This window comes from Rhizobium sp. CCGE531 (assembly GCF_003627795.1).
Classification (GTDB): domain Bacteria; phylum Pseudomonadota; class Alphaproteobacteria; order Rhizobiales; family Rhizobiaceae; genus Rhizobium.
Map to the genome: position 1 here is coordinate 1,755,181 of NZ_CP032684.1, position 21,538 is coordinate 1,776,718.

The 21,538-nt window shown below is 59.4% G+C and carries 17 protein-coding genes; 13 read left to right on the plus strand and 4 right to left on the minus strand.

The annotated features are described in order from the left end of the window. Nucleotides 1-5: 5 nt before the first annotated feature. The 13 genes from scpA (at nt 6) to CCGE531_RS08720 (ending at nt 16,787) form a co-directional block, all read left to right on the plus strand. Entirely contained in the window at nt 6-2,147 is a 2,142-nt protein-coding gene (scpA, locus tag CCGE531_RS08660) for a methylmalonyl-CoA mutase (RefSeq protein WP_120663794.1), read from the plus strand. Nucleotide 2,148: 1 nt separating this feature from the next. After that, nucleotides 2,149-2,556, plus strand: coding sequence for a methylmalonyl-CoA epimerase (gene mce / locus CCGE531_RS08665; RefSeq protein WP_120666645.1), 408 nt, complete (start codon nt 2,149-2,151; stop codon nt 2,554-2,556). A gap of 63 nt (nt 2,557-2,619) precedes the next feature. Continuing rightward, nucleotides 2,620-3,606, plus strand: a complete 987-nt coding sequence (gene bioB, locus CCGE531_RS08670; protein WP_245459026.1) for a biotin synthase BioB — start codon at nt 2,620-2,622, stop codon at nt 3,604-3,606. Further along, nucleotides 3,603-4,748, plus strand: coding sequence for an 8-amino-7-oxononanoate synthase (locus CCGE531_RS08675; RefSeq protein WP_120663796.1), 1,146 nt, complete (start codon nt 3,603-3,605; stop codon nt 4,746-4,748). Before bioB ends, CCGE531_RS08675 begins: the two co-directional genes overlap by 4 nt. Then, complete coding sequence (gene bioD / locus CCGE531_RS08680; protein ID WP_120663797.1) at nt 4,745-5,383, plus strand: dethiobiotin synthase; 639 nt, start codon at nt 4,745-4,747, stop codon at nt 5,381-5,383. The genes CCGE531_RS08675 and bioD overlap by 4 nt, the downstream gene beginning before the upstream one ends. Then, complete coding sequence (locus CCGE531_RS08685) at nt 5,380-6,645, plus strand: adenosylmethionine--8-amino-7-oxononanoate transaminase (RefSeq protein ID WP_120663798.1); 1,266 nt, start codon at nt 5,380-5,382, stop codon at nt 6,643-6,645. Before bioD ends, CCGE531_RS08685 begins: the two co-directional genes overlap by 4 nt. 2 nt (nt 6,646-6,647) lie before the next feature. Beyond that, entirely contained in the window at nt 6,648-7,634 is a 987-nt protein-coding gene (locus CCGE531_RS08690) for a beta-ketoacyl-ACP synthase III (RefSeq protein ID WP_120666647.1), read from the plus strand. A 27-nt stretch (nt 7,635-7,661) separates the two neighbouring features. Continuing rightward, nucleotides 7,662-8,102, plus strand: coding sequence for an aspartate 1-decarboxylase (locus CCGE531_RS08695; RefSeq protein WP_120663799.1), 441 nt, complete (start codon nt 7,662-7,664; stop codon nt 8,100-8,102). A gap of 248 nt (nt 8,103-8,350) precedes the next feature. Further along, nucleotides 8,351-11,008 (plus strand): alpha-ketoglutarate dehydrogenase, encoded by a 2,658-nt coding sequence (gene mdeB / locus CCGE531_RS08700; RefSeq protein WP_120663800.1) that lies wholly within the window; start codon nt 8,351-8,353, stop codon nt 11,006-11,008. A gap of 33 nt (nt 11,009-11,041) precedes the next feature. Further along, entirely contained in the window at nt 11,042-12,346 is a 1,305-nt protein-coding gene (gene aceF / locus CCGE531_RS08705) for a dihydrolipoyllysine-residue acetyltransferase (RefSeq protein WP_120663801.1), read from the plus strand. A 9-nt stretch (nt 12,347-12,355) separates the two neighbouring features. Continuing rightward, the gene (gene lpdA / locus CCGE531_RS08710; protein WP_120663802.1) at nt 12,356-14,065 is read left to right on the plus strand and encodes a dihydrolipoyl dehydrogenase; all 1,710 of its coding nucleotides are present in this window, start codon (nt 12,356-12,358) and stop codon (nt 14,063-14,065) included. Between the two features lie 61 nt (nt 14,066-14,126). Beyond that, a complete protein-coding gene (locus CCGE531_RS08715) occupies nt 14,127-14,615 on the plus strand; it encodes an Lrp/AsnC family transcriptional regulator (protein ID WP_162943868.1) in 489 nt (162 codons plus the stop codon). Nucleotides 14,616-14,990: 375 nt separating this feature from the next. Beyond that, entirely contained in the window at nt 14,991-16,787 is a 1,797-nt protein-coding gene (locus tag CCGE531_RS08720; RefSeq protein WP_120663803.1) for an acetolactate synthase 3 large subunit, read from the plus strand. A gap of 543 nt (nt 16,788-17,330) precedes the next feature. Here CCGE531_RS08720 and CCGE531_RS08725 read toward each other — a convergent pair. Genes CCGE531_RS08725 through CCGE531_RS08740 form a run of 4 tightly spaced genes read right to left on the minus strand, consistent with a single transcriptional unit; the run spans nt 17,331 to nt 21,509 of the window. Further along, on the minus strand, nt 17,331-18,521 hold the full coding sequence (locus tag CCGE531_RS08725; RefSeq protein ID WP_120663804.1) for a pyridoxal-phosphate dependent enzyme: 1,191 nt from the start codon (nt 18,519-18,521) through the stop codon (nt 17,331-17,333). Beyond that, nucleotides 18,511-19,551, minus strand: a complete 1,041-nt coding sequence (locus tag CCGE531_RS08730) for a succinylglutamate desuccinylase/aspartoacylase family protein (RefSeq protein WP_120663805.1) — start codon at nt 19,549-19,551, stop codon at nt 18,511-18,513. The genes CCGE531_RS08725 and CCGE531_RS08730 overlap by 11 nt, the downstream gene beginning before the upstream one ends. A gap of 24 nt (nt 19,552-19,575) precedes the next feature. After that, nucleotides 19,576-20,769, minus strand: a complete 1,194-nt coding sequence (locus tag CCGE531_RS08735; RefSeq protein WP_120663806.1) for a Xaa-Pro peptidase family protein — start codon at nt 20,767-20,769, stop codon at nt 19,576-19,578. Then, complete coding sequence (locus CCGE531_RS08740; protein ID WP_120663807.1) at nt 20,766-21,509, minus strand: GntR family transcriptional regulator; 744 nt, start codon at nt 21,507-21,509, stop codon at nt 20,766-20,768. The genes CCGE531_RS08735 and CCGE531_RS08740 overlap by 4 nt, the downstream gene beginning before the upstream one ends. Nucleotides 21,510-21,538: the final 29 nt, after the last annotated feature.

Consider the following 21,538-nt stretch of genomic DNA (forward strand, 5'->3'; position numbering starts at 1 on the left):
ATTCAATGACCCAGAAAAGACCCTCTGCCGACTGGGAAAAGCTCGCCGAGAAGGAACTCAGGACCTCGCCCGATGGCCTTATCTGGCAGACGCCAGAGGGCATCGCCGTCAAGCCGCTATATACGGAAAAGGATACGGCGAACCTTGCCCATCTCGGTTCGCTGCCAGGGCTCTCGCCGTTCACACGCGGGCCACGCGCCACCATGTACGCGGGCCGTCCCTGGACCATCCGGCAATATGCCGGCTTCTCGACCGCCGAGGAATCCAACGCCTTTTACCGCAAGGCGCTCGCCGCCGGCCAGAAGGGCCTGTCGGTCGCCTTCGACCTCGCCACGCATCGAGGCTACGACAGCGACCACCCGCGGGTCACCGGCGATGTCGGCAAAGCGGGCGTGGCGATCGACTCAGTCGAGGACATGAAGATCCTGTTTGAAAAAATCCCGCTGCAGGACATGTCGGTGTCGATGACGATGAATGGCGCGGTCATCCCGATCCTCGCCAATTTCATCGTCGCCGGCGAGGAGCAGGGCGTGTCGCGTGCCGAACTCTCCGGCACGATCCAGAACGACATCCTCAAGGAGTTCATGGTTCGGAACACCTATATCTATCCGCCGGAAGCGTCGATGCGGATCGTCGCCGACATCATCGAATACACCTCGAAGGAAATGCCGAAGTTCAATTCGATCTCGATCTCCGGCTACCACATGCAGGAGGCCGGCGCGACGCTGGTGCAGGAACTCGCCTTCACGCTCGCCGACGGCCGCGAATATGTCCGCGCCGCGATCGCCAAGGGCCTCGATGTCGACGATTTCGCCGGTCGACTTTCCTTCTTCTTCGCCATCGGCATGAATTTCTTTATGGAGGCCGCCAAGCTGCGCGCCGCGCGGTTCCTCTGGTCGCGGATCATGGAGGAGTTTTCGCCGAAGAAGGTCCCGTCCTCGATGCTGCGCACCCATTGCCAGACGTCCGGTGTGTCGCTGCAGGAGCAGGATCCCTACAACAATATCGTCCGCACCGCCTATGAGGCGCTGTCGGCCGCACTCGGCGGCACGCAGTCGCTGCACACCAACTCCTTCGATGAGGCGATCGCGCTGCCGACGGAGTTTTCCGCCCGCATCGCCCGCAACACCCAGCTCATCCTTCAGCATGAGACCGGCGTCACCAAAGTCGTCGATCCCCTGGCGGGCTCCTATTATGTCGAGAGCCTGACTGCCGAACTTGCCGAAAAGGCCTGGGCGCTGATCGAGGAAGTTGAGGAACTGGGCGGCATGACCAGGGCCATCGACACCGGCCTGCCGAAGCGACTGATCGAAGAGGCCGCAACGCGCAGACAGGCTGCCGTCGACCGCGGCGATGAAGTGATCGTCGGCGTCAACAAGTACCGGCTGGCGGAAGAGGATCAGATCGAGACTCTCGACATCGACAACAATGCGGTGCGCGACGCGCAAATCAGACGGCTTGAGAAAATCCGCCAGACCCGTAATCCTCAGAAATGGGCGGCAGCGCTTGAGGGCTTGAAGGAGGTTGCGCGCACCCGTCAGGGAAATCTTTTGGCCGCCGCAGTCGAGGCAGCGAGGGCGCGCGCGAGCGTCGGGGAGGTCTCGGACGCCATGCGCGAGGCCTTTGGCGATCACTCGGCAGTGCCTGAAGTCGTCGCTGACGTCTATGGCCCGGCGAGCGAGAACGATCCGGAATATCAGACCCTGAAAGGCCGGGTGTCTGAACATATCCGCAAATCGGGGCGTCGACCGAAAGTTCTCGTCGCCAAGCTCGGACAGGACGGGCACGACAGGGGAGCCAAGGTGATTGCCTCGGCTTTCGGAGATATCGGTTTTGATGTCGTGGCGGGCCCGCTTTTCCAGACTCCCGATGAGGCGGCCGATCTAGCGATCGAGAACAAGGTCGATGTCATCGGTGTCTCATCGCTCGCCGCTGGACACAAGACACTGATGCCTCAACTTGTTGCTCTCTTGAAGAGGAAGGGTGCCGACCATGTCATAGTCGTTTGCGGCGGCGTCATTCCCCGCAAGGACTACGAGTTCTTGTACGAGCACGGTGTAGCCGCGGTGTTCGGGCCCGGCACAAATGTCGTCGATGCGGCCCGCGCGGTGCTCGATCTGACAGAGGGAAGGCTGCGCAATGCATGACATCCTGACATGGGTTAATCACATCGCCCTAGCGGTGCCTGATCTCGAAGCTACCGCCGCGCGCTATCGCGATAGCTTCGCCGCCACGGTCTCCGAGCCACAAGCCCTACCAGAACATGGTGTCACCGTCGCCTTCGTGGCGATTGCCAACACGAAAATCGAACTTCTCGAGCCCTTGGGCGAGAATTCGCCGATATCGTCGTTCCTCGCCAAAAACCCGGACGGCGGCATGCACCATATCTGCTACGAAGTCCCAGACCTTCTCGCCGCCCGCGACCACCTCAAAGCAGCCGGCGCGCGGGTGCTGGGCGACGGCAATCCCAAGATAGGTGCCCATGGCAAGCCTGTGCTGTTTCTGCATCCAAAGGACTTCTTCGGCACGCTGATCGAGCTGGAAGAGGTCAATTAATCCGGCAGCTACAGGCACATTTATCATCGCAATAGTGAGGAGTGATCGACGATGAGCCACGTCATGACTGACGGTCTCCACTTGGATCAACATCAGCCGATACAATGGATCACCGTGGAAGAGGCAAGGGCAATTTACAATCGTCCCTTCAATGATCTTCTGTTCCGGGCACAGCTGGTACACCGCACCAATTTCGATCCCAATGCCATCCAGATGAGCCGACTCCTGTCGATCAAGACCGGCGGCTGCGCCGAGGACTGCGGCTATTGCAGCCAGTCCGCCCATTATCCGACCGGCCTCAAGGCCTCGAAGCTCATGGAGGTCGAACGTGTCCTGACAGAGGCGCGCAAGGCCAAGGAGGGCGGCGCGACGCGCTATTGCATGGGGGCCGCCTGGCGCAATCCGAAGGACCGCGACATGGAAGCACTCATTGCCATGGTCGAAGGGGTTAGGGCGATGGGCATGGAGACCTGCATGACGCTCGGCATGTTGACGCCCGAACAATCGGCACGGCTCGCGGAGGCGGGGCTCGACTATTACAACCACAACATCGATACCTCCGAACGCTATTACTCCGAAATCATCACCACCCGCAGCTTCGCGGATCGGCTGGAAACGCTGGCGAATGTCCGTGACGCTGGTATCAAAGTCTGCGCCGGCGGCATTCTCGGCATGGGCGAGACGGTCGAAGACCGGATCTCTATGCTGGTGACGCTCGCCAATCTGCCCGCGCCGCCGGAAAGCGTGCCGATCAACATGCTGATCCCGATCCCCGGTTCGAAGCTCGCCGATGCGGCGCCCGTCGACCCGATCGACTTCGTTCGCACGATTGCGCTCGCCCGTATCCTGATGCCGCGCTCGCATGTGCGGCTGTCGGCCGGCCGCACCGAGATGAGCGATGAGATGCAGGCCCTCTGTTTCTTTGCCGGCGCCAATTCCATCTTTGTCGGCGATACGCTGCTGACGGCGGACAATCCCGGAGAAGATCACGACGCTGCACTTTTCCGCCGCCTCGGTCTCAAGCCGATGGCCCTGGAGCCGGCTCATTGAGCGCGCCTGCACTCGCCCGCTACGAGGCGAAGCTTGCCGGCCTCCACCGCAGAGCACGTGTTCGCACCCTCCTGCCGCAGCAGGGTGTGGACTTCACTTCCAACGATTACCTTGGGCTCGCGAACGCGCCACGTCTGAAGGCGGCAATATCCGTCGCGATCGAAAGGGGCGTGCCGGCTGGCGCCGGGGGCTCGCGGCTGCTGCGCGGCAATCACGCCGAGCACGAGGCGCTTGAAGCGGAAGCTGCGTCGTTGTTCGGAGCTGATAGAGTGCTCTATTTCGGCAGCGGCTATATGGCGAATGCAGCGCTTTTCTCGACCTTGCCGCAGCGCGACGACTTGATCGTCCACGATGCGCTGATCCATGCGAGTGCGCATGAGGGGATCGCGGCAAGCAAGGCAGAGGTGGTGGCCGCGCGGCACAACGATATCGATGCGTTTGACCAGGCGATCCGCAACTGGCGGCAAACCGGAGGTAAAGGGCACCCGTGGATCGCGGTGGAGAGCCTTTATTCGATGGACGGGGACCGGGCGCCTGTCTTCGAACTTGCGGAACTTGCGGATCGGCACGACGGCTTTCTCGTTGTCGATGAGGCGCATGCGACCGGCATATTCGGTCCTGGCGGGCGCGGCTTGGCCGCCGGTCTGGAAAACCGGGGCAACGTCGTGGCACTGCACACCTGCGGCAAGGCGCTCGGCGTTTCAGGCGCGCTTCTCGGCCTGCCGACAGCTCTCGCCGACTATCTGATCAACCGCGCCCGCAATTTCATCTATTCGACTGCGCCCTCTCCCTTGATGGCGGCAGGGGTGCGAGAAGCGTTGCGTATAATCGTCGACGAACCGGAGCGGCGCCTGAGACTGGAGCGCTTGAAGAATTTCGCCGGAGAACAACTTCGGACCAGGCTCGGTGCTAGCCCCAGCGCTTCGCAGATCCTGCCTGTAATGATCGGTGACAATGCTCGTGCGCTCCGGATCGCCGAAGGCATGCGAGCCGAAGGTTTTGACATCCGGGCGATCCGGCCGCCGGCCGTTCCGGACGGCACGGCGCGTCTCAGGATTTCCATCACGCTCAATGTCGATGAAGGCCGGATCGCGGAGATGTTCGAGCGGCTTGCCGCCGTTACCGAGGAGGGCAGGTCATGACCCCGCGCTTCGTCATCACTGGCACCGATACCGGCATCGGCAAGACGGTATTTTCCGCAGCCTTGGCCGGCGCCTTGAACGGGTCCTACTGGAAGCCGGTGCAATCGGGCCTCGATGACGAAACCGACAGCGAAGCTGTGGCTCGCCTCGGCGATGTGCCGCCCGAACGCATCTTGGCGGAAGCCTATCGCCTTTCCACACCTGCCTCGCCGCATCTGTCGGCCCGGCTCGACGGTGTTGCGATCGACCCGAGCCGACTTGTTCCGCCGGAGACCAACGGGCCGCTGGTGATCGAAGGGGCAGGGGGGCTTCTCGTGCCGCTTTCGGACGAGCTGGTGTTCGCCGACATTTTCGCCCGCTGGCAGATTCCCGTCATCCTCTGCGCCCGTACGTCACTGGGCGCGATCAATCACACGCTGCTGTCGCTCGAAGCGATGAGGCATCGCGGTATCCCCACATTCGGCGTCGCCTTCATCGGCGAGGAAAACCTAGAGACGCAACGGATCATCGTGGACATGGGCGGTGTCCGGTCGCTCGGCCGACTGCCGACGCTCCCCAGCGTCAAATCAGAGGCGGTTCGGCAAGCATTTAAAGACAACTTCGATCTGGCTTCTTTTGCCGGGATGCTTGAATGACCCGTTCGCCCGTTTGGCACCCCTTCACCCAGCATGCGCTGGAACCGCCGATTAAGCGCGTCGTCTCCACGGAAGGCGCCTACCTGATCGACGAAGACGGCAATCGCATCCTCGATGCGACCTCGTCATGGTGGGTGATCACGCACGGTCATCGGCATCCCGCAATCGTAAACGCGATCCGCGAGGCAAATGAAGCCTATGACCAGATCATTTTTGCCGAATTCTCGCATGCGCCCGCCGAGGAACTGGCCGAGGGACTGACCGCGGTCGCGCCGCCCGGATTGAAGCATGTCTTCTACTCGGACAGCGGCTCGACCTCCGTCGAGGTCGCGTTGAAGATGGCGCTCGGCTATTTCCACAACATCGGCGAACGGCGCGACCGCATCGTCGTCATGGAGCATGGCTATCATGGCGATACGATTGGCGCTATGTCGACCGGAGACCGAGGCGTCTTCAACGCTGCCTATGAGCCGTTGCTATTCGGCGTCGACCGATTGCCTTTTCCCGAAACGGATCGCGAGCAAGAAACGCTCGATATGTTCGAGCTATTCTGCCTCTCGGGTCGTGTGGCGGCACTGGTGATCGAGCCTTTGGTCCTTGGCGCCGGCGGCATGAAAATGTACGGTGCCGGGTTGCTTGCCGGGCTGAAGGAGATCGCCGAACGTTACGATTGCCTGTTCATCGCCGATGAAGTTATGACCGGCTGGGGGCGAACAGGCACCCTGTTTGCCTGCGAGCAGGCCGGTATAACTCCTGACATTCTCTGCACGTCCAAAGGATTGACGGGTGGTGCCCTGCCGCTTGCAGCAACGCTCTGCACGGGCGAGATATTCGACGCCCACCTCTCCACCGACCGGCGCAAGACCTTCTTCCATTCGAGTTCCTATGCCGCAAATCCGATCGCCTGCGCGGCGGCTGTCGCTAATCTCGAGGTCTGGCGCGGTGAGCCCGTTGCCGAGCGGGTTCACAGTCTTGAGACACTACATTGGCAGAGCCTGCCGAGGTTCGAGGCAGACGCGCGCTTCACAAATATCCGGCAGGCCGGGACGATTGCGGCCCTCGACCTTGTCGTGCCGGCCGGCGGCTATCTCGCCGATGTGGGGCCACGCATGCGCAAGCTGTTTCGCGAACGTGGGCTGCTCATCCGTCCACTAGGAAACGTCATCTACCTGATGCCGCCCTATTGCGTTACCGCCGATGAGCTCTGCCATGCCTATGACGCCATCGACGAGGTGGCTTCCATTGTTCTCGAGAGAGAATGATGATGTCGGGCCGTTCTTCTCGTTTGGCCGGGTTCGGGCATGCCGCGCCTGCACGCTGCGTCGGCAATGCAGAAATCGAGATGCAACTCGGCCTTGAAGCGGGCTGGATAGAGCGTCGGACGGGCATCCGGACGCGCCATTGGGCCGAAGATAGCGAGACCTTGAGCGGCCTTGCAGCGCAGGCTGCACATATGGCGCTCGACGATGCGGCAATCGCACGCGAAGACATCGCGCTCACGCTGCTTGCGACATCCACCCCCGATCACCTGTTGCCACCCTCCGCACCACTGCTCGCGCACAAGCTGGGCCTCCGAAAATCCGGGGCGATCGATCTGGCCGGCGCCTGTTCGGGCTTTCTCTATGCACTGACGCTCGCGGACGGTTTCGTCCGCGCACAGGGGCGCCCCGTGCTCGTGGTCGCCGCAAATATCCTGAGCCGGCGTATCAATCCCGCAGAGCGCGCGAGCGCCGTGCTGTTTGCCGACGCGGCCGGTGCGGTCGTGCTTGCCCCATCTCGGGACCGCCAACGCGGCCTCCTCTCGGCCGACCTCGCCTCGGACGGACGTGGATATGAGCTGATCCAGATTCCGGCCGGCGGCAGCAATCGACCGTTTTCAAGCGATCTGAGCGCCGAGGACGTGCTGATGACAATGCGCGATGGCCGTGAGGTGTTTTCGCGCGCCGTCGCCCTGATGACGAGGACATCTAGGCGCGCACTGGACCAGGCCGGGCTTGCCGCCGCCGAGATCGACCGCTTCATTCCGCATCAGGCGAATGTGCGCATGTTCGATGCCGTCGCTGGCTCACTCGGCATCGATCCGGCAAAGACCGTGCGGACGATCGAGACCTACGGCAATTCGTCCGCCGCCACCATTCCATTGTCGCTCTCCGTCGCCAACAGCCAAACAGCCTTCGCCGAGGGCGAGACGCTGCTCCTGACCGCCGCTGGGGCCGGTCTAACCGGCGGAGCCACAGTCGTTGTCGTCTAGGCGTCCCCATTCAAAGGAGAAATAGCGTTGGAGAAATATGTCGGTGCGAAGCTGCACGGGATTCGCGTGACGGGTTCGAAGCTGAACTACCACGGGTCGATCACCATCGATGCCGACTTTTGCCGTGACGTCGGGATCAAGCCGCTCGAATATGTCGAGATCTGGAACAAGATGTCTGGGGCCCGCATCAGCACCTATGTCCTCTATGGTCAGGCAGGTTCGCGCTGTTGCATCCTCAATGGCGCCGCCGCCCGCACCTGCCAGGAGGGCGACGAGATCATCATCGCATCCAGCATCTATGGCGAGATCGACGATGTCATCGCCTTAAAGCCAAAGGTGCTTGTCTTCGGATCGGGCAATTCAGTTGTCGATCGGATTACCTACGAGGTCTTTCGACGACCGGACGGGTCTCTGGACATGACGGTTACAAGCAATGTTCCCGACAACGACTGTGTTTTCCCGCGATGATGGTGTCTGGTGTACATCCAACCTCGTCTCTTCTTGAAGGAACCGATAGGATCTAGACCAGGAGATGACGCCAAGCCTGCTGTGGCGGGTTCTTCCTACTATTCATCTTCGCGCATCTTGTGCCGTGTATTATCAGATTGGCGGTACGTTGTGCCGTTTATAGTCTTGTTGGCGGAATATCCGGCATGAAGCGCTTTTGCCGATGTGGTAGTTTCAAGCCCATGACCCTTGGGGAGGAACGAGTGGAAATGAATCCGAATATCATGAGCCGCGTTGACGATGAATTAGAAACGGGCGAATGGCTCGCTTCGCTTGAAGCCGTGACGACCTATGAAGGAGAGGGACGCGCGCGCGAGCTTCTCGAGGCTCTTGAGAAGAGGGCGCGCGAACTCGGAATTTATCCGCAGACGCTGCCCTATGTGCCCTACCGGAACTCTATTCCGCTCTCCAAGCAGGCGCCCTTCCCCGGCAATCTCGAGCTAGAGGAGCGCATTACCTCGATCATCCGCTGGAATGCCCTGGCAATGGTCGTGCGCGCCAATAAAGCCTATGGCGAACTAGGCGGCCACGTCGCGAGCTATGCCTCCGCCGCCGAAATTTTCGAGGTCGGCTTCAACCATTTCTTCAAGGGTCCGGGCGAGGACGGAGGTGACCTTGTTTATTTCCAGCCGCATTCGGCCCCGGGTGTCTATGCGCGCGCCTTCCTCGAGGGCCGTTTGAGCGAAGAGCAACTGAAGAATTACCGACAGGAGCTCGGCGGCAACGGCCTGTGTTCTTATCCGCATCCATGGCTGATGCCGGATTTCTGGCAGTTCCCGACGGGGTCAATGGGCATTGGCCCTATCAACGCCGTCTACCAGGCGCGTTTTCTACGCTATCTCCGCGACCGGGGCCTCGCTAAGACCGACCAGCAGCACGTCTGGGGGGTGTTCGGTGACGGCGAGATGGACGAGCCTGAGTCAATCGCAGGCCTTTCGTTGGCCAGCCGTGAATCGCTCGATAACCTCACTTTCATCGTCAACTGCAACCTGCAGCGCCTCGACGGTCCGGTCCGCGGAAATGGTCAAATCATCCAGGAGTTGGAAAACCTCTTCCTCGGTGCCGGCTGGAACGTCATCAAGGTCCTTTGGGGCTCGGAATGGGACGCCATCTTCGCCGCAGACAAGAGCCATGCCCTGCTACGTCGTTTCGCGGCGACGGTGGACGGCAAATACCAGTCTCTCGGCGCACATGATGGCGCTTACAACCTTACGAACTTCTTCGATGAGGACCCCGACGTTCGCAAGCTGGTCTTACACATGTCCGAGCGCGAGATCGATGCGCTCAAGCGCGGGGGTCATGACTTCCGCAAGCTTTATTCCGCATTCAAAGCCGCCAAGGAAACCAAGGGGCGCCCGACCGTCATCCTGGCTAAGACCAAGAAGGGCTACGGTATGGGTGGCGCCGGCGAGTCGCGCATGACGGCGCACCAGGCGAAGAAGCTCGACGTAGATGCGCTCAAGGCGTTTCGCGACAAGTTCTCGCTGCCCCTGGATGACGAACAGGTCGAAAAGCTGGAATTCTACCGTCCGGCCGACGACTCTCCCGAGATCAGCTATCTTCGCTCACGCCGAAGCGACCTGGGGGGCTACATTCCCCAGCGTCGCCAGAAGGCTGATCCGCTCACCGTGCCGCCAATTGACAGCTACGCTGCCTTTGCTCTTGCGAGCGATGGCCGGGAGAACTCGACGACCACCGCGGCGGTTCGCGTCTTCAGCAACCTGATCAAGGATCCCGGCATTGGCCAGCGTGTCGTGCCGATCGTCGCTGACGAGGCGCGTACCTTCGGCATGGCAAACCTGTTCCGGCAGGTCGGCATCTATTCGCCTGTCGGCCAGCTCTACGAGCCGGAAGATGCCGGCTCGATGCTCTATTACAAGGAAGCCGTCGACGGGCAGCTCCTGGAGGAGGGCATCACCGAGGCGGGGGCAATCTCGTCGTGGGTGGCTGCGGCCACCTCCTACAGCGTGCATGGCGTACCCATGCTGCCGTTCTACATCTATTATTCGATGTTCGGCTTTCAGCGCGTCGGCGACCTTATATGGGCCGCTGCCGACCAGCGCGCCCGTGGGTTCCTGATCGGGGCAACCGCTGGCCGTACCACGCTCGGGGGTGAGGGGCTGCAACACCAGGACGGTTCCAGCCATCTGCTCGCTTCAACGATTCCGAACTGCCGCGCGTATGACCCCGCCTATGCCTACGAGATGGCGGTCATTATCGACGAGGGCGCGCGGCGCATGCTCGAGCAAAATCGCGACGAGTTCTTCTACATCACCGCGATGAACGAGAACTACATGCAGCCGTCCATGCCGTCGGATGAGCGCGATGGTATCATCAAGGGCATGTACCGCCTCGGCCCGGCTGGTCAGCCGGATGCCGCTGTCCGCCTTGTCGGTGCCGGTGCCATCCTTCCCGAAGTGGTCGCTGCGGGCGAGCTCCTGAAGAAGGACTGGAACGTCGACGCGACGGTCTTCAGCGCGACGAGCTTCAGCGAGCTTGCCCGCGAAGCAACGGAAGTCGAGCGCGCAAATCGCCTGTCGCCGGAAAAGGAACCGCGCCGCAGCCATGTTGAAACGCTGCTTGAGGGGGATGCTCCTGTCGTTGTGGCGACGGACTATGTCCGTGCGCTGCCGCAACTGATCAGCCCCTATGTGAAGGCGAGCTTCGTGGCGCTTGGAACGGATGGATTCGGCCGCAGCGATACGCGTGCTGCACTGCGGACCTTCTTCGAAGTCGACAAGCACAACATCGTAGTTGCTGCCCTTGCCGCTCTCGCCAAAGAGGGCATTGGTGACGCAAAGACCGTTGCCAAGGCCATCAGCAAATATGGCATCAACGCCAGTGCGCCTGCGCCCTGGACCGTCTGATCCTCCGATTATGTCTCATAGAAAGCTCGCACCATGAGTGCCGTCCAAAAGATATATCTACCCGACATCGGAGACTACAAAGACGTTCCGATCGTCGAAATCACCGTGAAGCCCGGCGACATCGTTGCTGTTGACGATCCGATCATCACTCTTGAAACGGACAAGGCGACGATGGAGGTTCCGTCTCCATCCGCCGGTCGCGTCGCTGCACTGCTCGTCGAGGTCGGGACGAAGGTTTCCAAGGGTTCCCTTATCGCGGAAATCGAGGCCATCGGCGCCGAAGCGGCGATCGCCACCAGCGGGCCGGCGACTGAGGCACCGCTAATAACGCCGTCGCCGGCTGCCCCCGCGTTGCAGGAGGCACGACCGGCTGCACACCCGGCAGCCCCTGCGCAGGAGCAGGTCATGTCGTCCGAAACCCTGGGAGCGATGTTGCATGCCACGCCATCCGTAAGGGTCTATGCGCGCGAGCTCGGTGTTGATCTCGTTCGCGTCAAAGCGACCGGCCCGAAGGGGAGGATCCTGCGCGAGGACGTGCAGAAATTCGTCAAAGGCGAGGTCAACGCGCCGAAGGCGGCGTCAGCTTCTGCCGGAAGCCTGGCATTTGCCGGTCTCCCGGCTTGGCCGCAGATCGATTTTTCCAAGTTCGGCGAAGTCGAAAAGAGCCCACTGACGCGTATCCAGGAAATCTCCGGCGCAAGCCTTGCACGCAACTATCTGACTATTCCGCATGTCACGAACTTCGACAATGCGGATATCACGGAGCTCGAGAACTTCCGCACGCAGCTCAACGGCGAGAAGCGCCACCCGGTCGTCAAGCTGACGATGGTCGCGTTCCTCCTCAAGGCTTCCGCGCTGGCGCTGAAAGCCTATCCTCGGTTCAATTCTTCCCTCACAGGCAATGAACTGACCTTCAAGAAATACGTGAACATCGGCTTTGCCGTGGATACGCCGAAGGGCCTGATGGTTCCGGTTATCAAGGATTGTGACAAGAAGGGCCTGATCGACATCGGCCAGGAAATGTCGGTCCTTGCGGAGAAGGCGCGCGAGGGCACGCTGTTGCCGGCCGACATGCAGGGCGGATGTTTCTCCGTCTCGTCGCTTGGCGGTATTGGCGGAACGGGTTTCACGCCCATTATCAATGCGCCGGAAGTGGCCATTCTCGGCGCGGCGCGCTCAGCGATGCAGGCGGTGTGGAATGGCGAGGAATTTAAGCCGCGCCTGATCATGCCGATCAGCCTCTCCTGGGATCATCGGGTGGTGGACGGTGTCGCCGCGGCACGCTTCCTCGGCTACATCGCCTCGGTTCTCGGCGACTTTCGTCGCGCAATCCTTTGAGGTGTGGACATGACAATTGTTGAAATCCGCGTCCCCCCGCTGGGCGACTTCAAGGATGTGCCCGTTGTCGAGCTGTTCCTGAGCAAGGGACTTTCCGTTCAACCCGAGCAGTCGATGATCACCGTCGAGAGCGACAAGGCGACGATGGACGTGCCGTCGCCGATCGCCGGCACGATTGTCGAAGTGCTCGTTGCTGTCGGCGACAAGGTGAGCGAAGGCACCCTACTGGCGAAGGCCGAAGTGGCGGATAGCAATCAGGCTATCTCGTCGAACTCGGCGACTTCTGCGGCGCCGCTGCAAACCGGAGCCCCGGCTGATGCGGTAGATGTCGTTGTGATCGGTGGAGGACCTGGCGGCTATTCCGCAGCGTTTCGTGCCGCCGACCTCGGCCTGAAGACCGTCATCGTCGAGCGCTACGCAACCCTGGGCGGGGTTTGCCTCAATGTGGGCTGCATTCCTTCGAAAGCATTGCTGCATCTGGCCGCAGTAAAGGAAGAGGCCGAAACGCTGGCCGGCCATGGCATTACCTTCGGTGAGGCCATAGTCGATATCGCGAAAGTGCGTGACTTCAAATCCTCGGTCGTGCAGCGTCTGACCGACGGTCTTGCGGCAATGGCGCGGGCGCGCCAGGTGGATGTCGTGGTCGGCACTGCGACGTTCATCGGCCCCAACATGCTCCAGATTGCCGGCAATGAGACGACGACGCAGATTGCTTTCCGCAACTGCATCATCGCTGCCGGTTCGTCGGCGATGAAGTTGCCGGTGCTGCCGGATGATTCAAGGGTGGTGACCTCGACGGGCGCGTTGCGGCTAGAGACGATCCCGAAGCGGATGCTGGTGGTCGGTGGCGGTATCATCGGTCTCGAAATGGCGACCGTATACAGTGCCCTTGGGGCGCGTGTTGACATTGTCGAACGCTTGGATTGCCTGTTGGTCGGCGTGGATCGGGATCTCGTTGCGATATGGCTGAAGCAGAACGGCCACCGCTTCGAGCAGATCATGACCGAAACGACGGTCGATGCCGCAACCGCAAAGGAGAACAGCATCGAGGTGAGCTTCTCCGGCAAAAACACCGAGAAGATCAACTATGAACTTGTTCTTCAGGCGCCCGGCCGCCGGCCGAACGGCGATCAGTTGGGTCTTGCTGCTGCTGGTCTTGCGACGCAGAATGGCTTCATTGCGGTCAACGAGGAAATGCGCACATCAGTCAGCCATATCTTTGCGATCGGCGATATCGTTGGCCAGCCGATGTTGGCGCACAAAGCGGTGCATCAGGGGCATGTCGCCGCAGAAGTGGCGGCCGGCCACAAAGCGGGCTTTGAGACCGACCTGGTGCCGTCGGTTTGTTATACGAGTCCCGAGATTGCTTGGGTTGGCATGACCGAGGAACGGGCGACGAAAGACGGGCTGAAAGTGAAGGTTGCGAAGTTCCCCTGGGCTGCATCGGGCAGGGCAATCGCTAACGGTGCAGACTATGGCATGACGAAGCTCATTCTCTCGGAGGAAACCGGACGGATCATCGGCGGCGCCATCATCGGCCCGAGCGCCGGCGACATGATCGGTGAGGTATGCCTCGCGATCGAGATGGGCGCGGATGTGATCGATATCGGCCGAACGATCCATCCGCATCCCACGCTCGGCGAAACGATCGGCTTTGCGGCAGAAGTGGCGTTGGGCACGTGTACCGATTTGCCTCCCAGCCGTCGCATGAAAGGCTAGTCAATTGCCGGCCCACCCTTATGATATGGCGTTCGAGCCACCCCACCAGTAGGAATGTCACTTGGCCAAACTCGACGCCCTTGATGTGCGAATCCTGGAGACCCTGCAAACCAACGGGAAGCTCACCAATGTTGAGCTCGCCAAGATGGTCGGACTGTCGCCGTCTCCCTGTCTTGCGCGTGTACGCGCGCTTGAAGACAGCGGTCTTATTTCGCACTACGTTGCCCTGCTTGACCCGGAGTCGCTCGGTGGACTGATGAGCGTTTTCATCCAGGTTCGCCTGGAGCGTCAGGCTATCCGCGAACTGGGTGCTTTCGAGGAAGCGATGATCAGCTTTCCGGAAGTTATGGAGTGTTACCTCATGACAGGCGAGGCTGACTATCTCCTTCGTGTCATCGTTCCTAATCTCGGGGCACTGCAGGAGTTCATCGTGGAACGTCTCTCGAAGATCGAAGGCGTCGCCAATATTCGCTCCAGCTTTGCCTTGAAGCAGGTCAAGTATAAGACGGCCTATCCCATACGAGAGATCGTCAAGTGGAAGGCCCCCTGACTGTCGCCGCGATTAAGTCATCTCTGGTGTATGGCCTTTTCGAAGCAGTCCAGTTGCCGTTAGACCCCGACATCCCATCTAGCAAAGTTTTGGTGCCGCGACTACACCGTTGCTGTCATTTGTTGATGCCGATCCCGGCGGGGGGCGGGGCGAAGGCATTTGAGCGTGCTTTAATTGACCGCGCCGAATGTCGCTCGATCGATAGACGTCTTTGTGCGGGATAGGGGCATCACCATCGGACAGAAATTGTCTTGTCAAAGGCTGACGGCATGAGATGCTGCAGTTGATCTTGGCCGTAGCATTGCATGCTTGAAATTGGCGGCGGCGAAGCTACCTCGGCAGGAAATGCCCGCCTGAAACTGCTATTCGCTCACCATGAATTCCGATGGCGAAGGTGAGGCGGTGATGGATAGCGCGGTTGAGGTCGAGACGCTTAAGGGAGCAGAAATCATTGTTCGGGCTCTCAGGGACAACGGTGTGGGCACGATCTTCGGATATCCGGGCGGTGCCGTGCTCCCGATATATGACGTGCTCTTCCAACAAGCCGATATCAGGCATGTTCTCGTAAGACATGAGCAGGGAGCAGGGCATGCTGCCGAGGGCTACGCCCGGTCCACGGGGCAGGTTGGTGTTGTGCTCGTTACGTCGGGACCCGGTGTCACCAATATGATCACACCACTTCAGGATGCGCTGATGGATTCGGTTCCGATCGTGTGCATCTCCGGCCAGGTTCCCACAACACTGATCGGGACGGATGCATTTCAGGAGTGCGATACGGCAGGCATTACCAGGCCATGTACGAAACACAACTTCGTCGTCACCGATGTGAGCCATCTCGCGGCAACCATACATGATGCTTTCCGGATCGCCATATCGGGCCGTCCGGGGCCCGTGCTGGTCGACGTTCCGAAGGATTTCCAGCTCGCGATCGGACCATATGCAGACCGCCCCCGGACCCGACTCGCGGCGCCTCCGCAGCCCGTCTGCGCGACCGACATCAAAACGGCGGCAGATCTCATCATCAACGCTCGCAAGGGAATTATCTACACCGGCGGCGGTGTCATAAATTCCGGCCCCGAAGCGTCGGCGCTTCTTCGCCAACTCGTCGCCAAAACGGGATTTCCGATTACATCAACGCTGATGGGGCTCGGCGCTTATCCGGCAACGGGCAAAGCCTGGTTAGGCATGCTTGGCCTGCACGGCACCTACGAAGCAAACATGGCGATGAACCAGTGCGACGTAATGCTGTGTATCGGCGCTCGGTTCGATGATCGAGTGACCGGGCGCGTGGATCGCTTTTCTCCGCATTCAAGGAAAATCCACATCGACATCGATTCCTCCTCAATCAACAAGATTGTTCAGGCCGACGTGAAGATCCGCAGCGACGCCGCCGAGGCGATGAGAAACCTGCTTCAGGCGTTGGACACGCGGTCGCAGAGGTTGTCGCCTGAACGCGTAAAAGACTGGTGGCGACAAATCGAAACTTGGCGAGCGCTGAACTCACTGGCCTACCGTCCTCGTAAGGACGAAATCATGCCTCAGTTCGCGCTCGAACGCCTTTGGGCCATGATTAAGGACCGAAATCCATACATAACCACTGAAGTCGGCCAGCATCAGATGTGGGCGGCCCAATACTGCGGCGTTTACGAGCCTCAACGTTTTATAAAGTCAGGAGGGCTGGGTACGATGGGATTTGGGTTACCGGCGGCGATCGGAGTCCAAGTCGCTCACCCCGACGAACTCGTTGTCGACGTCGCTGGTGATGCATCTATTCAAATGAACATTCGCGAGATAGCAACCGCCGTTCAATATAGGGCGTCAGTCAAGGTATTCATACTCAACAACCATCACCTCGGCATGGTTCGACAGCTACAGCAACACTTCCATCTTAACCGGAAGTCGCACAGCTATTCCGCGGCGATGCCGGATTTTGTCAAACTTGCGGACGCATATGGTGCGCATGGGATCCGCTGCGACCATCCAGACGATCTTGACGATGCGATTGAGGAGATGATTAGTATTGACGGGCCGGTTGTGTTCGATTGTCGCGTCACCAACCTCGAAAACTGCTATCCCATGATCAAGCCTGGTGCCGCTCACGATCAGATGTGGCTAAACGATATTGGCGAAACCCACTTGATGAGTACTGAGCACACCCCTGCCGTTTTATAATCCGGGTCAAAGACACTCTGGTGAGATATTAGACCTCGCAGAGCCTGTGATCGGGGGGCAAAGTCTCGTCACCCGGAAGAGCTTTGCCTAATCAGAGCATTGCCGATGCGGGGCAGGGATCGCCTGAGCCGCTTGGGGAATCCGCTGAAGTCTGCGTGCCAACCGTAACGGGGTGATGGACCTTCCGAATCTTCGCCGCTGACTTGGGTTGGTGAGCGCCGGGGCTCTAATCGCCGTTGGATGAAAGTTCAGTGGCAGGTCAGCGGCACGACCATTAGCTTTCGGGCGTTCAAGGGCGGAATGCCGCCTCTCGGCGGCCCAAAGCGGAAACTAGCGCAGAAGTGTGCCGCCGGGTCCCTCTTGGGAGTTTCCCTGCCGGAAGAAGAATAGGGTGCGCCTGTTTCGACAGCGAAATTGTGGCGTTCGTCAACGGCGGCTTTCACCGTAGAGGAGAGGTGACGCAGGAGAAATTTCCTGCGTCAGCTTGACCTTCGCCTCTCCTCAAGTGTCGCCCATTTGATCATCGCCGGAAAGCCCGCCCGTTCAGAAGCTCGCCAGGCTATCATCAACTCCGGCAGCACTTGCTGTTAGCGGGCTCTCAAAGCGCGCTTCCTCCTTGTACCCATGGGAGGTTGCGATCAATATCACTCGTGCATTTCGTCCGATCTCTCCATTTTTCGCTAGCCTGCGCAAACCAGTGAGTGTTGCGACGCTGGAGAGTTCCAGATAGAGGCCCTCTCGGCCAAGGACTGCCTGATCTGCAGCGACCTCACCGTCGTCAACCGCGACTGCTAGTCCGTCTGTCAGCTCAAGGGCGTGCAAGGTCTGCTGTGTGACGGTGTTGCCGCCGATCGACACCATGTTTGTATCGTCAGGAAATGAGCCAACCATTCCATGTCCCGCAATTGCATGCGCAATACGTGGACATGGTTCGATGGCGTGAACTCTGGGAACTGATCGAAGAAGACCCGCTCTTTGGAGATCGCTATAACCCTTGGCGATGCCCCAGATTAGGTCTCCGCGAGCAGTGGGCACAAGAATATCCGTTGGCTGCTGCTCTTGAAATTCGAGGTAAAGTTCTAGCGCTATCGCGCGGTAACCGTCGACGCCGAACGGATTGCTTCCAACCGGTGGAATAGTGTAATTCGTCGCTGGATACCATTCGCCACATCGGGCTTTGCGCGCAATTAGCTTCCAACGATCGTCGGAGGTTTCAGTCGCAACAATACGCGCTCCATGCGCTTCGATAGCTCGGCGCCAATTGGGGCTCATGTCCGGCGTCGTGACAACAACGCACTCGAGTCCGCTTCGTGCCGCATAGGCCGCCATCGACACGCCGGCGTTGCCACTCGACGCCACTGCGATGGTTCGGATGCCGACATCCAAAGCGCGTTGTGCAATCAGGGCCCCCATTCTGTCTTTGTGGGACCCTGTTGGATTGGTGAACTCGTTTTTTGTGTAGAGTTCACCAACACCCAAAGCGGCGGCAAGGAGAGGCAGGCTCGATAATTGCGTGTTACCTTCGCCGAGCCCGGACGTAGGATAGCTAAGCCAGTTGCTTACTGTGTTGTGATCCAGGGAGGAGGGCCATTCGCTGAAGTGTGGCGCCACGCTCGCGGGTATGCCAGAATCCAAACAAGATGGGCATCCCTCGAAATAATCCTCCAACGGATGAATGATCTGGCAGCGGATGCACTGCATTCCGCTGACTCTCGGGTTGATCTTAAGCGGCATGGGCGCGTCCTTGCATGCTGGAAGGCGCAAGATCCTGCAGAAGCTCTACGAGGCAATCGCCGCGTTTCACGAGCGTCGGGAAACGTTTGCATACGACCATGCCTGCGCACGAGAAGTGAACTTCCTGCGGCTGATTGAATGGCCTGTCGATTGAGTGAAGCAAGCCCGCCAACTGCCCCTCCTTGACGTCGTCACCAAGCTCAACGAAGGGCTCGAACATTCCGTCGGTTTCGGCATAGACAAGAAGGTCTGTGCTTGAACAATCCATCAGCCTGACCGCAACAGCCTCTGTGACGTCGTTCCACCGCAAGATACCGATATGCTTGAGCAGCCTCAACACCCCTTGCTCCGCCAGGTCCAGTCCAGAGCGATTGAGTGTCGCGCCGCCGCCAAGTTCCGCAGTGACTACCGGAACACCAGTGCGCTCGGCCGCGGCCGGCAACGTGGTGCTCCCGCCACCACCGCTGCCGTCTGTCACAAACCCGATCGGCGCGCCGAAGACCCGGAGTAGCTCGAGTAGTTTCTCGTGCTGCTGCGGTGACTTGCCGGGGCGAATGAGCGCGCAGGGCATGTAGTCGAGAGAACGTCCGCCTGAATGCAGATCGATGACGAGATCCGCCATCGGAAGAAGCACTTCCGTTACGTAGTGAGCGATCATTTCTGTTGCCGTGCCGTGCGCGCGTCCCGGATAAAGACGATTGAGGTTGCCCTCGTCGATCGGCGACACGCGGCGGCCGGCTTCAACAGCTGGGAAGTTGAGGGATGGCATGATGATAACGCGTCCTGTCACATCAGTTTCACTGAGCTTCCTCGCGAGGCGCATATGGGCGATCTGGCCTTCGTATTCGTCGCCATGAGTGCCCCCGATTAGAACCGCCGTCGGCCCCTCACCATTTTTGATACAAACCACGGGGATGGGAATCCACCCGTATGCCGAGTTGTCGGTCGAGATGGGCAGACGCAGGCAGTCAACCTGCTTGCCTTCCCGGTTGTAGTCGATGGGGGACCAGATGCGCGTAGTAGCTGACATTCTCAAACCTTCAGAATTCTGGAGTTAACGGATGATGGGAAGTGTGTCGGGCGACAATTCGCTCAGAAATTCGATGCCATTATCAGTAACGAAAACGACCTCTTCGAACTGGAACACGGCGCCATCGCGCTCCAGCTTCGGTTCGATATGGAAAATCATTCCTGGTTGAATAATCGTCGGATCGGTCCGCGAAAGAGACGGCGGCTCGGTGACATCCAGTCCGCCACCGTGACCGATCCGTGACACGTGGCTGTAGAGTTTCCCCAGGTTCGCTTCGCGCCACATCTTCTCGAAGATGCCATAAACGTCGGAGCACGCCATTCCAGGGCGGATCTGCCGGGCAAGATCAATCGTCAGAGAGCGTACATCAGTGTAGGTCTTTGTTTCCCATTCATGAGGTTCACCTGCGCGCGCGATGCGATTGCGATCGGCCGGATAGCCTCCATAGGTCGCGCGGAAATCGGTCCAAACATAGTGGCCTTCCTCAAGCTTGCGGTCCTTCGCCGTCCGGCCATAGGCGAAATCACCCTTAGAAAACAACATCGCGATCTGGTCTGTGTTTTCTGCCCCGTTAAGAAAGGTCTGAGCCTGCATGAGATAATACAGCTCGTATTCCGTCATGCCGATGCGAGCCTGCGCGATTGCTTGGTCGAAGGCGGAATTCACGATTTCAAATGCCGTGCGCTTGAGATCGGCCTCGAATCTCGATTTGATCAATCGAACCCTCCATATCGCATCCGTCGCGGTCTCGACCCTTCTGTCGACCGAAAGGGTGTTGAGGACGTCGATCAGAGCCAACGAGCCGCGGCCGAACATGTCCTGGCCATAATCGATGGCGATGTGGCGCGGGCCTTGGGTGTTTTCGCCAATCCAGTCCGAGATTGCCTTAACCGCTTCAGCGAGATAGCCATCATAATAGCGGGCCGAGAAAATTCGCGGTTTCATTTCGATCGTCGGCGCTTCGCCAAGGCTCCCGATCACCACAAAGTCATTCACCGAAATAATTGCGAACAGGGGACGCGGTTTAGAATCCCAAGACAGTTCCTGGTAATCGGTGAAATAGTCGACATTCTTCTTGTCGGTTAGAACAACGATATCGAGTTGCGAAGCCGCCATCTCCCGACGAATGTTCGTGAGCCGCTGGCTAAGTTCAGCCTCTGGCACAGCGGGAGCAGGGAGTCTGAAAGTGGAGGGAATCTGAAGGTGCGGAAGGATCATTTTTTTGACTTCAACTGATGTTTAGATTTCGGATTGGATGGAACATTGAGTGAGCACGCAAGCCGGTCGAATGGCGCCTGCAGAACACCAAAAATCGTGACGTTCCGCTTATCCGTCGTTATTTTGTAGAGACGGCGTAGCATCGGATATCCATTTGGGACGCCGAAGACTTCGGCAGCTTGCCCTGCGGCTGGCGCTGCATCTATGATGTGAGAGGTGCCTGTGATCTTAAAATCGTGGCGCTCCAGCGCGTTGGTTACGAACTGCTCGCCGAATTCATCGACGATGTCGCTATCGACATCTGAGGATAGATATGTCGCATCATAGACGATAGGAACGTCGTCGCCGAAGTAGACCATCTTGCGGACACAAAGCATCGCTTCTTTCGGTGGATTGAATACCTGTAAGGTCGTGTCAGCTATCTTTTCCCTGGTGATTGACAGCAGCCGTATGGAGGCATTGTCAAACGGAGACATCCATCCCTCAAGGTCCAGCAGAAAGCGTTGGTGGTCCTTAACAAAGGTGCCCTTTCCAGTAACTGCTGTTAGCGCGCCAACAGCCTGCAGATCACGCAGCGCACGCTTGACCGTGATCGGACTGACGCCAAATTCCTCACTCAACATCGCCGTGGATGGGATCGGCGCTTCCGACTGATAGGTGCCGTTCCGAATCCGATCTAATATCTCTTCGCGGACCGACTCGTGCAGCGACGCCGATGTCCGCAAGCGTGATTGAACCATTACTCTTCTCCATTCTGTGCAATCCAATA

Excerpts from the sequence above, each read along its gene's own strand:
- scpA (WP_120663794.1), top strand. The coding sequence starts at position 6 with ATGACCCAGAAAAGACCCTCTGCCGACTGGGAAAAGCTCGCCGAGAAG.
- bioB (WP_245459026.1), top strand. The coding sequence starts at position 2,620 with ATGACTGACGGTCTCCACTTGGATCAACATCAGCCGATACAATGGATC.
- bioD (WP_120663797.1), top strand. The coding sequence starts at position 4,745 with ATGACCCCGCGCTTCGTCATCACTGGCACCGATACCGGCATCGGCAAG.
- CCGE531_RS08685 (WP_120663798.1), top strand. The coding sequence starts at position 5,380 with ATGACCCGTTCGCCCGTTTGGCACCCCTTCACCCAGCATGCGCTGGAA.
- CCGE531_RS08690 (WP_120666647.1), top strand. The coding sequence starts at position 6,648 with ATGTCGGGCCGTTCTTCTCGTTTGGCCGGGTTCGGGCATGCCGCGCCT.
- mdeB (WP_120663800.1), top strand. The coding sequence starts at position 8,351 with ATGAATCCGAATATCATGAGCCGCGTTGACGATGAATTAGAAACGGGC.
- aceF (WP_120663801.1), top strand. The coding sequence starts at position 11,042 with ATGAGTGCCGTCCAAAAGATATATCTACCCGACATCGGAGACTACAAA.
- lpdA (WP_120663802.1), top strand. The coding sequence starts at position 12,356 with ATGACAATTGTTGAAATCCGCGTCCCCCCGCTGGGCGACTTCAAGGAT.
- CCGE531_RS08720 (WP_120663803.1), top strand. The coding sequence starts at position 14,991 with ATGAATTCCGATGGCGAAGGTGAGGCGGTGATGGATAGCGCGGTTGAG.
- CCGE531_RS08725 (WP_120663804.1), bottom strand. The coding sequence starts at position 18,521 with ATGCCGCTTAAGATCAACCCGAGAGTCAGCGGAATGCAGTGCATCCGC.
- CCGE531_RS08730 (WP_120663805.1), bottom strand. The coding sequence starts at position 19,551 with ATGTCAGCTACTACGCGCATCTGGTCCCCCATCGACTACAACCGGGAA.
- CCGE531_RS08735 (WP_120663806.1), bottom strand. The coding sequence starts at position 20,769 with ATGATCCTTCCGCACCTTCAGATTCCCTCCACTTTCAGACTCCCTGCT.
- CCGE531_RS08740 (WP_120663807.1), bottom strand. The coding sequence starts at position 21,509 with ATGGTTCAATCACGCTTGCGGACATCGGCGTCGCTGCACGAGTCGGTC.